This window comes from Streptomyces sp. NPDC053069, from assembly GCF_044546895.1.
Lineage (GTDB): Bacteria > Actinomycetota > Actinomycetes > Streptomycetales > Streptomycetaceae > Streptomyces.
Map to the genome: position 1 here is coordinate 295,375 of NZ_JBITZN010000004.1, position 11,881 is coordinate 307,255.

Consider the following 11,881-nt stretch of genomic DNA (forward strand, 5'->3'; position numbering starts at 1 on the left):
CCAGATCCACCCCGACCGCACCGGCATCCGGCCGCGACCGGCCCACCGGCCTCGGGTCGACACCCTCGGGGGCCCCGGGGCCGACCTCAGGCACCGGTCGCCGCTCCCAGCGGCGTGCGCAGTGGCCCCGCCGGACCGGCCCAGCGCTGCAGCGCGGCGCGGACCTCGGACGGTTCGGGGCGCTCGGCGGCCCAGGCGATGTATCCGTCCGGGCGGACGAGGATCGTGGTGCCCGGGTGCTCCGCGGCGGCGGAGGGACGTGCGGGGATCACGCGGTCGGCCCAGTCCGCGAGCTCGCCCCCGGTGACCCTGTCGTCCCCGGTGAGGAGGACGAACCGGCCGCTGCCCAGCGCCTGGTGCACCGAGGGGTCCGCCGGCAGGTTGCGGCAGAACTGCCCGACCAGCCGGTGGCTGCCGCGCGGCCGGGAGTAGCTGATGCCCGTCCCGGAGATGGCCCTGCCCTCCCGCCGGCCGAGACTGCGGCCGAGGAAGCCCAGGTGACCGGTCAGCCAGAGCATGAACTGCTGGGCCGCCCGGGTGCGTCCGCTCTGCGCGATGGCGGCCCGGACCAGGGATCCGGAGGTGCGCAGCACCGCCTCGCCGACCGGGTGGGTCTCCGCCTGGTAGCTGTCGAGCAGGGTGTCGTCGCCGTACCCGTGCACCGCGGCGGCCAGCTTCCAGGCCAGGTTCATGGCGTCCTGCAGCCCGGTGTTCATCCCCATGCCACCGGCCGGGGAGTGGACGTGGGCGGCGTCCCCGGCGAGGAAGACCCGGCCGTCGCGGTAGCGGGTCGCCTGCCGCTCGTCGCTGTGGAAACGGGAGACCCAGCGCGGATCGTGCATGCCGAAGTCGGTGCCGAGGATGTCCCGGGTGAGCCGCCGCAGCTCCTCGAAGTCGGCCGCCGCTTCCGCGGACTGCTCGTTGTGCCGGTTCCAGGCCAGCACCCGGTAGTAGCCGTCACCGAAGGGACAGACGAAGGCGAAACCGTGCGCATTGGCATCGACGGTGAGCAGGTTGGCGGGCGCCTCGCGCATCAGGACGTCGCCGAGGATCACCGAGCGCAGCACGGAGTCACCGGGGAACGGGATGCCCAGGAGTTCCCGCACCCTGCTCCGTACCCCGTCGGTGCCGACCGCGTAGCGCGCCCGCCGGACGGCCGTTCCGCCGCCCTCGGTGCGCACCTCCAGGTCGACCCCGCCCGCGTCCTGGCGCAGGCCGACCACCTCTGCCTCGTACTCGATCTCGACGCCGAGGCCCGCGGCCCGCTCCTCCAGTGCGCGCTCCACCTGGAACTGCGGGGTGATCAGCACATAGGGATAGCGGGTGGGCAGGTGCGTGAAGTCGATGTCGAGGTCGCCGAAGAGGGGCAGGGTGGGCAGGGCGGTGCCGGTGGCGATGACGCCCTCGGCGAGGCCGCGCGCGTCCAGCTGCTCCAGGGTGCGGGCGTGCACCGTGAAGGAACGGGTGAGATTGCTCGCCTTCCGGCCGCGCTTCTCCAGGATCCGCACCCGCACCCCGGAGGCGGCGAGGTCGCCGGCGAGCAGCAGGCCGGTCGGGCCCGCGCCGGCGACCAGCACCTCCGGATCGGCGGAATCGGTGGGCATGGCGGGGGTTCCTCCAAACTCGCAGAACTCGCGGACCCGGTCGGATCCGGCATCAGGCGGCGGGCTCGCCGAAACAGCGGTGCAGCGCGGGCCGCGGGTCCGCGCCCGCGTCGCCGGCCCAGGCCAGGTGGCCGTCCGGGCGGACCAGGAAAAGGCCGGGGCCGAGCTGGTCGGCGCCCGAGGGTTCGGCACCGTCCGGTTCCGGGCGGCCGGCCACCACGTCCACCCGCCCGGCCCAGGGCTCCGCCGCCGCGCGGATCCGGGCGGCCTCGTGCTCGTCGCCGGTCAGGTCCAGCAGCAGGCCGCGGCCGGTGCGCAGCAGCACGGTGGTCGTGGTCCGCTCCTGTCCCGGTACGGTCGTGGCGAGCGTCAGCTGCGGCAGGCGGGCGCCGAGCAGCGGGTGGTCGCCGGGGCCGACGTCGTAGCGGACGTCCACGCCGGAGATCATTCCGGCCAGGTGGCGGCGGGTCCCTTCGAGGGCGATCAGTTCGCCGAAGACCGCGCGGGCCGCCTCCACATCGGGGCCGCCGAGCAGCAGCATGGCCTGTGCCTTGATATTGCCGAGGGTCCGTCGGCCGACGGCGTGCCGCTCGCTGTGGTAGCTGTCCAGCAGGCCCGCCGGGGCCTCGCCGCGGACCTGGCGGCCCAGCTTCCAGCCCAGGTTGAAGGCGTCCTGCAGGCCGAGGTTGAGGGCCTGTCCGCCGACCGGCAGCTGCCGGTGCGCGGCGTCACCGGCGAACAGCACCCGGCCGTGGCGGTAGGCGGACAGCTGGCGGTTGGCATCGCCGAAGGCGTTGACCCACAGAGGCGTTCCGCCGCTGATGTCCTCGCCGGTGACGCGCTTCCAGGCGTCCGCGATCTCGCCGAACTCCGGTGCCCCGGCACCGGGCCGGGTGTACCGGGGGGTGCTGTCGAACTCGTGCACCATCACCCGGGTCACCCCGTCCGCCCGGCGGGCGGCCACGGCGAAGCCCCGCTCCAGGCGCTGGAAGCGGCGGTCGGGGATCTCCACCCCGGCCACGTCCGCCCGCAGCAGCTCGCGTTCGGCGTCCGTGCCCGGGAAGTCGGCGCCGACCAGGCGGCGCACGGTGCTGTCCTCGCCGTCGCAGCCGACCAGGTACTCGGCCCGGATGCGAACCGGGCCGCCGGGTCCGACGGCCACCGCCTCGACGTGGTCCTCGGCGACGGTCACCTCGCGCACCGCATGGCCGCGGCGGATGTCCGCGCCCAGCGAGCGGGCCCAGTCCTGCAGGACCTCCTCGGTGCGGGTCTGCGGAACCTTCCACTGGCCCGGCCAGGGGCCGGGCAGGGTGAGGTCGAGCGGGATACCGCCGAAGTGGCCCTGCGGCTGTCCGGGCAGGGTGCCGAAGCGGTCCAGCAGGCCGCGCGAATCCAGCAGTTCCATGGTGCGGGCGTGCAGGGTCGAGGCCCTCGACTCGGTGGTCGGGGCCGCAAGCTGCTCCACCACCAGCACGGCGGCGCCGGCCAGCCGCAGCTCCCCGGCGAGCGCAAGGCCGACCGGGCCGGCCCCGACCACGGCGACCTCGGTACGGATGGTCGTCGTCATGGTCAGTCCCTGCGCTCCGCGTAGGCCTTGGCGTGGCCGAGCGTGGCGCGGCTGTTGGTGCTGAGCGCCGTCTGCACATACTCGCGGGCCTCGGGGACGCCTGCCTCGGGGCCCAGGATCCGGGTGATGTTCTCGGTGTTCAGGACGACCGTGTGCTGCGAGGAGGCCGCGACGCCCTGCTCGTTCTCCTCGAAGGTCCAGATGCCGGTGTGCAGGGTCATCAGGGCGGGGAGGGTGACCTGCTTGTAGGCGATCTTCTGGTGCGGGAAGGTCACCCGGTACGACTTGGTGGTGTGGGTGGAGCCGTCCTTGGCCCGGGTGTCCATCTCCAGGGTCTGCAGGCCCGGCGTCTCCTCCTCCAGGCGTACCTTGGCCACGTGCGGCAGGCGCTCCTGCCAGCGGTCCGCCTCGTTGATGAAGTCGTAGACGTCCTTGGCCGAGCCGGCGATCTGCACGGTGTCCACAAAGGAGAAGGTCAACTCCGCGGCGGCGTGGGCGCGTTCGACGTTCTCCTTGAGGGCGGCCAGCTCGGAGCGGGAGTTGCGGTCCACGGCCTCGTCGATCCAGGCCAGGCCGTCCGGGTCGTCGTCGACGGCGCGGTAGTCGTGCAGCAGGCGGATCCGGGACTCGGTCTCGGAAACCGGCTCGATCAGCCAGGCCCCGCCCATCGAGGCCACCGGCGGGGTGGAGACCTCCTGCCGGAAGTCGATCCGCAGGCCCTCCGGGTCCAGCCTGCGGCGCGACGTCCAGTTCTTGGCCTCGCCGTTGGCGGTGGCCCAGATGCGGATGCGTTCCTCCTGCCCGCTGCGCTCGACATGATCGACGTAGATGGTCGGCGGGAAGATCCGCGGCCAGTTCTGGACCTCGGCTATCAGCCGGTAGACGGCGGCGGCCGGTGCGGAGACGGTGATCTCGTGCTCGACCTCGCGGGCTGCGCTGGGCGCCATGGTCGTGTTCCTTCCTCTGTGCTTCCGGCTTGGGGGGATCAGAAGTTCCCGAGACCACCGCAGACGTTGAGCGCCTGGGAGGTGATGGACGCGGCGGTGTCGGAGGCGAGGTAGCCGACCAGCCCGGCGACCTCCTCCGGGGTGGAGTAGCGGCCGAGCGGGATCTTGGCGCTGAACTTCTCCAGGATCGCGTCCTCGGTGGTGTCGTAGGCCTGCGCGTAGCCGGCCCGCACACGCTGCGCCATGGGGGTTTCGACATAGCCCGGGCACACCGCGTTCACCGTGATGCCGGTCGGCGCGAGCTCGTTGCCCAGCGCCTTGGTGAACCCGACCACGCCGTGCTTGGACGCCGAGTAGGGGGCGCCCAGGACCACACCCTGCTTGCCCGCCGTCGACGCGATGTTGATGATCCGTCCGCGCTGCTTGTCGCGCATACCGCCGGTGGTGAGCACCTCGCGGGTCATCAGGAAGACGCTGTTGAGGTTGGTGTCGATGACGTCGTACCAGAGCTCGTCGGGGATGTCCGCGGTCACTCCGCCGCCGCTGCGGCCCGCGTTGTTCACCAGTACGTCGATCGTTCCGAAGGTGTCGACCGCGGCCTGGACGAACGCCTTGACCTCCGCACCGGAGCGGACGTCACAGACCGCTCCCTCCACGGTGAGGCCCTCGTTGCGCAGCTCCTTGACCGTGGCGGCCACGTTGTCGGCGTTACGGGCGCCGATGAAGACCCGGTGGTTCTGCTCGGCCAGCAGGCGCGCGCTGGCCAGCCCGATACCGCTGGTGCCGCCCGTGACGATCGCCGTGCGCTGGGTCTGCTCTGACATGTCCGCTCCTTAGCGGGTCGGGTCGGGGGGAAAGGAAAGGGGCCGCCGCATCGCAGCGGCGGCCCCACGGCACGGTGACGTGGACGTCAGACCATGACCGACAGCTGGGCGTTGACCGCCTCCAGCAGGGCGCGAGGCGTCCTGGCCTCGCTCAGTGCATCCTCGTCGAGTGATATCTCGTACTCGCGCTCGATGCGGCCGCCGGTCTCCAGCAGGGCCAGCGACTCGTAGCCCAGGTCTTCGAAGTCCACGTCGAGGATGTCGCCGTCCAGGTCCACGCCCTCGTCGGTGCCGGCGCCCTCGCGCAGGATGCGCTTGAGGTCCTCAAGGGTGAATTCGGTGTGCGTCATGGGGATTCCTCTCGATCTCGTCACTTGCTCAGGAGCTCTGTGGGGGTCGGCAGGTGCGGCGGGCTCAGTCCGCCGCCCGCACGACGACGGCGGAGTTGAACCCGCCGTGGCCGCGGGCCAGTACCAGCGCGGTACGGACCTGGGCGCTGCGCGGTTCGCCCCGCACCAGGTCGAGGCCGTACTCGGCGGCCGGCTGGACATGGGTGGTCGGGGGGATCACCCCGTCCCGGATGGCGAGCAGCGCCGTGGCCAGGTCGAGCGGGGCCGCGCCCGAGTACAGCCGCCCGGTCATCGTCTTGGGCGCCGTGACCGGAACACTCCACTCGCCGAAGACCGCGCCCAGCGCCGCCGCCTCGGTCCGGTCGAGTTCGGGAACGGCCGCGGCATCCGCGAAGACCACGTCCACCTCGGCCGGTTCGGCCCCCGCGTCCGCCAGGGCGATTTCGATGGCCTTGCGCAGTCCGGGCTCGCGCCCGCTGCCGGGCCGGGGGTCGAAGGTGGCGCCGTAGCCGGCGATCTCGCCGTAGACCCGGGCACCGCGCTCACGGGCGGCCTCCGCGTCCTCCAGGATGAGGATCGCCCCGCCCTCGCCCGGCACATGCCCGCGGGCCGCCGGGTCGAAGGGCAGATAGGCCCGCTCCGGCTCACTGCTGGTGCTGAGCCGGCCACTGGCGAGCTGGGCCACCCAGCCCCAGGGGCAGATCGAGGCGTCGACGCTGCCGGAGACGATCAGCCGGGTGCCCTTGCGGATCTGCCGCCGCGCCTGCGCGACCGCGTCCAGCCCGCCCGCCTGGTCGCTGACCAGGACGCCGCTGGGGCCCTTCATCCCGTTGCGGATGGATATCTGGCCGCTGTTCACCGCATAGAACCAGGCGAAGGACTGGTAGGCGCTGACGTACTGGCCGCCCTTGCTCCACAGGGCCTGCAGCTCGTTCTGGCCGAATTCGAACCCTCCGGAGGAGCTGGCGGTCACCACGCCCATGTCGAACTCGGGCAGCCGGCTCGGGTCCACCCCGGCGTCCGCCAGTGCCCAGTCCGTGGCGACGAGTGCCAGCCTGGTCATCCGGTCGGTCTGCGGGATCAGCCGGCTCGGCAGGTGGTCCTCGGCGACGAAGCCCGGGACCTCCCCCGCCAGCCGGGCCGGGTACTGCTCCGGGTCGAAACGGGTGATCCGGCCGATGCCGCTCTTCGCGGCCAGGGTGGCCGCCCAGAAGTCCTCCGTGCCGAGGCCGTTGGGGGCCGCCACGCCCAGTCCGGTGACCACCACACGGCGCTGGTCCACGGGCGTACGGGAGGGGCTGAGGGTGCTGGGAGTGCTCAGGGTGCTGCTCACGCCGCCACCTGCCGATCGGGTCGGGCCAGGATCATCGCGCTCTGGAAGCCGCCGAAGCCGCTGCCCACGGTCAGTACGGTGTCCGTCTGCCATTCACGGGCGGTCAGCGGGACGTAGTCCAGATCGCACTCCGGGTCCTTGGTGTGCAGATTCGCCGTGGGCGGCACCACGTTGTGCTCCATGGCCAGCGCGGAGGCCGCGATCTCGATGGAGCCGATGGCCCCCAGCGAATGCCCCACCATGGACTTGATCGAGCTCACCGGGGCCCGGTAGGCGTGCTCGCCCAGGCTCTTCTTGAAGGCCGCGGTCTCGTGCCGGTCGTTCTGCTTGGTACCGGAGCCGTGCGCGTTGATGTAGTCGATGTCCTGCGGGTTGATCCGGGCCTCGGCCATGGCCACCCGGATGGCCTCGGCCATCTCGGCGCCGTCCGGCCGCAGTCCGGTCATGTGGAAGGCGTTGCAGCGCGAGGCGTATCCGGCGATCTCGGCGTAGATGTGCGCGCCCCGGGCCCGGGCCGACTCCAGCTCCTCCAGGACGAAGAAGGCCGAACCCTCGCCCAGGACGAAGCCGTTGCGGCTGGCGTCGAAGGGTCGCGAGGCGTGCTCCGGGTCGTCGTTGCGGGGCGTGGTCGCCTTGATGGCGTCGAAGCAGGCCACCGTGATGGGCGAGATCGGGGCGTCCGAGGAACCGGCCACCATCACATCGGTGGAGCCCTCACGGATCAGCTCCACGGCGTGACCGACCGAGTCCAGGCCGGACGTGCAGCCGGTGGACACCACCGTGCTCGGCCCCTCGGCGCCCACCGCCCAGGCCACCTCGGCGGCGAAGGAGCTGGGCACCAGGTAGTTGTAGAGGTGCGGCACGGCGTAGGCGTGGTCCACCAGGTCCAGCCGGCCGCCGTCGCTCACCACCCGGTACTCCTGGTCCAGGCCCATGGTCGCGCCCACCGCGCTGCCGACGGTGACGCCGACCCGGTGCGGGTCCAGCTGCTCCAGCTCCAGTCCGCTGTCGGCCACCGCCTCCCGGGCGGCGACCACGGCCAGCTGCGCGGCGCGGTCCGTCCGGCGGATCTCGTGCGGGCTGAGCCCGTGCTCCTCCGGGTCGAAGTCGATCTCTGCGGCGACCCGTGAACGGAACGGAGAGGCGTCGAAGAAGGTGATGCCGCGGGTCGCGGTGCGCCCCTCGCTCAGCAGGCTCCAGAAGTTCTTGACCCCGACACCGCCGGGCGCGAGCACCCCGATGCCGGTGACGGCCACCCGTCGGCCGCTCATGCAGACCCCTCCCAGTTGTAGAAGCGGGTGGCCATGGCGTCGGCGGGCGAGCGCCAGGTGGCCGGGTCGTAGGCCTGGATGAACGGCTTGAGGTCCTCGCTGATGCCGACGAACCGCGGGTCGGTCTTGGCCTCCTCGATCAGCCGGCCGCCGTTGTCCTCGTCGAAGTCCTGCAGATGGAAGTAGAGGCCGCGGTACGAGAAGAGCTGGCGGCGCCGGGTGCCCATGCGATGGGGCATCTCGGTCTCGTCGAAGGCCTGGAAGAGCTTGGCGACCTCCTCCGCCGACTGTGGCTGCATGCGGGCCACGATGAGGGTGCTGTGCATGATTCCTCTCTCCTGTCTCTGGCTACTTGCTCCGGCGGAGCGTCAGGCGGCCACGGCCGCCGAGGCGGGGCCGAACCAGCGCTCCAGTGCGGTCGGCAGCGCTTCACCTGCGGTGTCGGGCCCCGCTGCCCAGGCGATATGGCCGTCGGGACGGACGAGCAGGGCCGCGGTGTCCGCCAGCGGTGCGTCGTCCGGGATGTCTGTGGGAGTGGCTGTGACGAGGTCCACCCGGTCCGCCCATCCGGCGGCGGCGCCGCGCAGCCCGGTGTCGCCGGCCAGGTCCAGCAGCACCCCGCGCGCCCGGTGCAGCAGTGCAGCCGTACTGGTCCGGCCGTCCGCGACGGCCAGCTCCTGGTGGGGCATCCGGCCGCCGAGCAGCGGATGGCTGCCCGGGCCGACCCGGTAGCGGATGTCCAATCCGCTGATCATGCCCGCGAGATGGCGGCCGACCTCCTCGATCCCGACCAGCTCGCCGAGGACGTCCCGCAACGGCTGCACCTCGCTGCCGCTGAGGTAGAGCAGCCCCTGGGCCTGCGTGTTCATCAGCAGCCGTTCCCCGACCGGGTGCCGCTCCTCGTGGTAGCTGTCGAGCAGCGTCTGCGGTGCCGAGCCGCGGGCGACCGCGGCCAGCTTCCAGCCGAGGTTGACGGCGTCCTGGATGCCGGTGTTCATCCCCTGTCCGCCGGCCGGCAGATGGATGTGCGCGGCGTCCCCGGCCAGCAGGACCCGGCCGCGTCGGTACTCGGTGACCTGACGCGCCGCATTGCCGAAGGCGCTGATCCACACCGGGGTCGCGCCGCTGATGTCCTGGTGGGTCAGCCGATTCCAGGCGGCCGCCACCTCGGCGAACTCCAGTGGCTGGTCGCGGTGCTTCGGCTTGTTGCCGCGCTCGCAGACGATGATGCGGTGCACACCGTCGCCGAGCGGTACCGACATCGCCATACCGCCGGCGACGGACTCGCCGATGGGGCGCGGCCGGACCTCGCAGTCGGCCACATCGGCCAGGTACATCTCCATGGTCGCGGCACTGCCGGGGAAGTCGAAGCCGGCCAGTTTGCGGACGGTACTGCGGCCGCCGTCGCAGCCCACCAGGTAGGCGGCGCGCAGCCGTTCCGGGCCGTCGGGCCCCTGAAGTTCGACGGTGACGCCCTCGTCGTCCGCGGCGAGGCCGACCACCTCCCGGCCGCGTCGCAGCTCGGCGCCCAGCTCGGTGATCCAGTCGCCGAGCACCGCCTCGGTGCGGTGCTGAGGCACGTCCTTGACGCTGAAGTGGGCGCCGTCCAGCACCCCGAAGTCGACCGGGATACCGCCGAAGTGGCCCAGCGAACTGGTGACGATGGGGCCGTAGCGGGGCAGCAGCCCGCGCTGGTCGAGGATCTCCATGGTGCGCGGGGTGAACCCCAGGCCGCGGGACTCCCCGCTGGGTCGGGGCAGCCGGTCGACGAGGATGACCTCGACCCCGCCCAACCGCAGTTCACCTGCGAGCATCAGCCCCGTGGGCCCGGCACCCACCACGATGACGGGTGCATCCATCCATGACTCCTTCCGGCGCAGGGCAGGACAGGCGGACGCCGGAGGCGCCGCCGTGGGAAGGGAAAAGAAAAGGCGGGCCTACGCGCCTCGCCCGGACGTCTGCTGCGTCCGGAAGGGAGGTCTCAACCGCCGGACCCCGTAGGTCCGATGGGCACACGTATCCCGCTCGGCCAGCGTGACAGTCACGACAGCTGCGTGTCAATCCCTCGGACACAACCGGTTCGCCCGGACTCCCCTGGCGTCGCGCGGAGCTGTCGGTTCGTTGGCTGATGCACGGGTCGGTATTTTTTCGGCCATCGTGACGGCCCTGCCACAACACTCCGGCTCACATCTGGATTGCTTGACTCCCACTCTTCGGCCTGCCTACGCTGCCAGCGGCTGGTCAACGACGACCGGCTCGGATTTGGGTCAATAACGGGGGTTACAGTGACCTTTCCAAGTCGTGTCGCAGTGCCCCTGCAACATGCCCTTCACAAAGAAATCCACGAGATTTCATGAGGGCTTAACTCTGACAAAATAAGGGTCAGAAAAACTGCACAAGGGGCTACGAAATGCGCACTATTTCCAAGCCGGTCGACCAGCTGTATCCGAGCCTCTGGAAAGATCTTCGCAGGCTCACCGAACTGCACGAACTCTGCGGCCATCTCCTCACCCGCACACCGGGCTCCCTCCGGGAGCGGGTCAGCGGCACCAAGGGGATCGGCACCACACTCAACGAGAAGGTCCTGGCCCTGCGCTCGGAGATGGAGGAGGTCCTTCGCTCCTGGGCGCTGCTGGTGATCCATGAGCGCCGGGCGCCCGGCCCGAACGGCAGCGACGTCCGGAGCCTGGTCGGTTTCCTCTCCCGGCACGCCGACTGGATACAGGAACACCCGGCGGCCGTCGATTTCGCCGAGGAGATCACCGCCCTCGCAAAATCCGCGAAAATGATCGCCGGGCCGGTCCCCGAGCGCCGTATGGCCATCGGAAGCTGCCTGCAACCGCGGTGCAGCAGCACGCTCTACGCCATTCTTCCCGACTCGGATTCCGCCGGCACTGCCACCGGCCGGGTGACCTGTGAATCCGGGCATGCCCTACCGCCCCGGCAATGGCTGCTGGTCGCCGACAGAATCGGTTCGGCCGCGCGTCGGGATTCATTAGCAGAGGCCCAGCGATGAATGGAGACCGTAAAATCCGCAGGGTACCGACCGAACTCGCCGCGCTCGCCGCAGGGGTGACCGAGGCGACAATCCGCAAGTGGGCCAGCCGCGGCAAGATCACCCGGCACGGCAGCCCGCGACGCGCGGAGTACGACCTCGCCGAACTCACGGCCCTGGTCGCCGCCCGCGCCACGAGTACCGACCGCTCCGGCAGCGCCGGCCGCTCCGGCAGCGCCGGCAGCGCCGGCCGTCCCGGCCGAGGGGAACCGGAGGAGTCCGCGGCGAATCCGGACCGTACCTGACGATCCGTGACCTCATCTGCCGCGCCGTTCAGTCCTCCGGCGCGATCAGACTCCTGAACAGCGGTGCCGCGATCCGAAGGACGTCCTCCAGATCCGCCGCCGCCAGATCCGGCATCCGCAGCAGATAGCGCTGTGTCGCGATACCGAACATCATCGCCCCCGACAGCGCGGCGCGCAGTCGCGCGTCGGGGGCGTCCACCGCCTCCGTCACACGGTCCACGACCTCCGCCGTGACATGGTGCCTCAGCAGCTCCGCGGCTTCCTCGCTGGTCATGCTGGCGCGCAGCAGAACCGCCATCGGGCTGTCCTGGTCCGCGGCCCAACTGCTCATCATGGCGCGGAGGTAGTTGTCCACCGTGCGCGCCGGATCGTCGGCAACGGTCAGCTCCTCGATCGGCATGTGCCAGCTGACGGCCTCCCGGAAGAGCTCCTGCTTGGTGCCGAAGTACTGGATGACCGAGGACTTGTCCACGTCCGCCTCGGCGGCGATGGCACGGATGGTGGCTCGTTCGTACCCCACCTCGGCGAACTTCCGGCGCGCCGCCTCGGTGATCCGCCGTCGGGTCCGCTCCCCCTTGCGTTCGCGGGGCTCGCCCGCGGGGACCTGCCGCTGCGCCGTGGCCACTGTGCCCGTGCCCTCCTCTGCCGTGAGGCCCCGATGGTAACGGGTCGGCCGGAGGGCGGG

12 protein-coding genes are annotated in these 11,881 nt (G+C 71.4%); 2 read left to right on the forward strand and 10 right to left on the reverse strand.

Going from position 1 to position 11,881, the window contains the following annotated elements; genetic code table 11:
• Positions 1 to 86: 86 nt before the first annotated feature.
• From ACIGXP_RS11205 to ACIGXP_RS11245, 9 genes are all read right to left on the reverse strand, one after another.
• Complete coding sequence (locus ACIGXP_RS11205; protein WP_363214168.1) at positions 87 to 1,604, reverse strand: FAD-dependent monooxygenase; 1,518 nt, start codon at positions 1,602 to 1,604, stop codon at positions 87 to 89.
• A gap of 52 nt (positions 1,605 to 1,656) precedes the next feature.
• Complete coding sequence (locus ACIGXP_RS11210; RefSeq protein ID WP_399766757.1) at positions 1,657 to 3,171, reverse strand: FAD-dependent monooxygenase; 1,515 nt, start codon at positions 3,169 to 3,171, stop codon at positions 1,657 to 1,659.
• A 2-nt stretch (positions 3,172 to 3,173) separates the two neighbouring features.
• Positions 3,174 to 4,118, reverse strand: coding sequence for an aromatase/cyclase (locus ACIGXP_RS11215; protein ID WP_363214166.1), 945 nt, complete (start codon positions 4,116 to 4,118; stop codon positions 3,174 to 3,176).
• A gap of 38 nt (positions 4,119 to 4,156) precedes the next feature.
• Positions 4,157 to 4,942 carry a 3-oxoacyl-ACP reductase FabG gene (fabG, locus tag ACIGXP_RS11220; protein ID WP_363214165.1) on the reverse strand — a complete coding sequence of 262 codons (786 nt, stop codon included), beginning with the start codon at positions 4,940 to 4,942 and terminating at the stop codon, positions 4,157 to 4,159.
• A gap of 86 nt (positions 4,943 to 5,028) precedes the next feature.
• The gene (locus tag ACIGXP_RS11225) at positions 5,029 to 5,292 is read right to left on the reverse strand and encodes an acyl carrier protein (protein WP_363214164.1); all 264 of its coding nucleotides are present in this window, start codon (positions 5,290 to 5,292) and stop codon (positions 5,029 to 5,031) included.
• Between the two features lie 64 nt (positions 5,293 to 5,356).
• Positions 5,357 to 6,574 (reverse strand): ketosynthase chain-length factor, encoded by a 1,218-nt coding sequence (locus ACIGXP_RS11230; protein ID WP_363214178.1) that lies wholly within the window; start codon positions 6,572 to 6,574, stop codon positions 5,357 to 5,359.
• A gap of 47 nt (positions 6,575 to 6,621) precedes the next feature.
• Positions 6,622 to 7,896 (reverse strand): beta-ketoacyl-[acyl-carrier-protein] synthase family protein, encoded by a 1,275-nt coding sequence (locus ACIGXP_RS11235; RefSeq protein ID WP_363214163.1) that lies wholly within the window; start codon positions 7,894 to 7,896, stop codon positions 6,622 to 6,624.
• Positions 7,893 to 8,222, reverse strand: coding sequence for a TcmI family type II polyketide cyclase (locus ACIGXP_RS11240; RefSeq protein ID WP_363214162.1), 330 nt, complete (start codon positions 8,220 to 8,222; stop codon positions 7,893 to 7,895). Before ACIGXP_RS11240 ends, ACIGXP_RS11235 begins: the two co-directional genes overlap by 4 nt.
• A gap of 42 nt (positions 8,223 to 8,264) precedes the next feature.
• Positions 8,265 to 9,755, reverse strand: a complete 1,491-nt coding sequence (locus ACIGXP_RS11245) for an FAD-dependent monooxygenase (RefSeq protein ID WP_399766762.1) — start codon at positions 9,753 to 9,755, stop codon at positions 8,265 to 8,267.
• A gap of 551 nt (positions 9,756 to 10,306) precedes the next feature.
• Between ACIGXP_RS11245 and ACIGXP_RS11250 the strand changes: the two genes are divergently transcribed.
• Together ACIGXP_RS11250 and ACIGXP_RS11255 are read left to right on the forward strand one after the other, a co-directional pair.
• Positions 10,307 to 10,912, forward strand: a complete 606-nt coding sequence (locus ACIGXP_RS11250; RefSeq protein ID WP_363214160.1) for an OvmZ protein — start codon at positions 10,307 to 10,309, stop codon at positions 10,910 to 10,912.
• A complete protein-coding gene (locus ACIGXP_RS11255; RefSeq protein ID WP_399766766.1) occupies positions 10,909 to 11,196 on the forward strand; it encodes a transcriptional regulator in 288 nt (95 codons plus the stop codon). Before ACIGXP_RS11250 ends, ACIGXP_RS11255 begins: the two co-directional genes overlap by 4 nt.
• 28 nt (positions 11,197 to 11,224) lie before the next feature.
• On the opposite strand, the gene ACIGXP_RS11260 is transcribed toward ACIGXP_RS11255, so the two are convergent.
• Positions 11,225 to 11,821, reverse strand: coding sequence for a TetR family transcriptional regulator (locus ACIGXP_RS11260; RefSeq protein WP_363214158.1), 597 nt, complete (start codon positions 11,819 to 11,821; stop codon positions 11,225 to 11,227).
• Positions 11,822 to 11,881 lie beyond the last annotated feature (60 nt).

What these genes read in the sequence shown, in the direction of transcription:
- ACIGXP_RS11240 (WP_363214162.1), bottom strand. Translation starts at nt 8,222, where the DNA reads ATGCACAGCACCCTCATCGTGGCCCGCATGCAGCCACAGTCGGCGGAG.
- ACIGXP_RS11245 (WP_399766762.1), bottom strand. Translation starts at nt 9,755, where the DNA reads ATGGATGCACCCGTCATCGTGGTGGGTGCCGGGCCCACGGGGCTGATG.
- fabG (WP_363214165.1), bottom strand. Translation starts at nt 4,942, where the DNA reads ATGTCAGAGCAGACCCAGCGCACGGCGATCGTCACGGGCGGCACCAGC.
- ACIGXP_RS11235 (WP_363214163.1), bottom strand. Translation starts at nt 7,896, where the DNA reads ATGAGCGGCCGACGGGTGGCCGTCACCGGCATCGGGGTGCTCGCGCCC.
- ACIGXP_RS11250 (WP_363214160.1), top strand. Translation starts at nt 10,307, where the DNA reads ATGCGCACTATTTCCAAGCCGGTCGACCAGCTGTATCCGAGCCTCTGG.
- ACIGXP_RS11215 (WP_363214166.1), bottom strand. Translation starts at nt 4,118, where the DNA reads ATGGCGCCCAGCGCAGCCCGCGAGGTCGAGCACGAGATCACCGTCTCC.
- ACIGXP_RS11210 (WP_399766757.1), bottom strand. Translation starts at nt 3,171, where the DNA reads ATGACGACGACCATCCGTACCGAGGTCGCCGTGGTCGGGGCCGGCCCG.
- ACIGXP_RS11225 (WP_363214164.1), bottom strand. Translation starts at nt 5,292, where the DNA reads ATGACGCACACCGAATTCACCCTTGAGGACCTCAAGCGCATCCTGCGC.
- ACIGXP_RS11255 (WP_399766766.1), top strand. Translation starts at nt 10,909, where the DNA reads ATGAATGGAGACCGTAAAATCCGCAGGGTACCGACCGAACTCGCCGCG.
- ACIGXP_RS11205 (WP_363214168.1), bottom strand. Translation starts at nt 1,604, where the DNA reads ATGCCCACCGATTCCGCCGATCCGGAGGTGCTGGTCGCCGGCGCGGGC.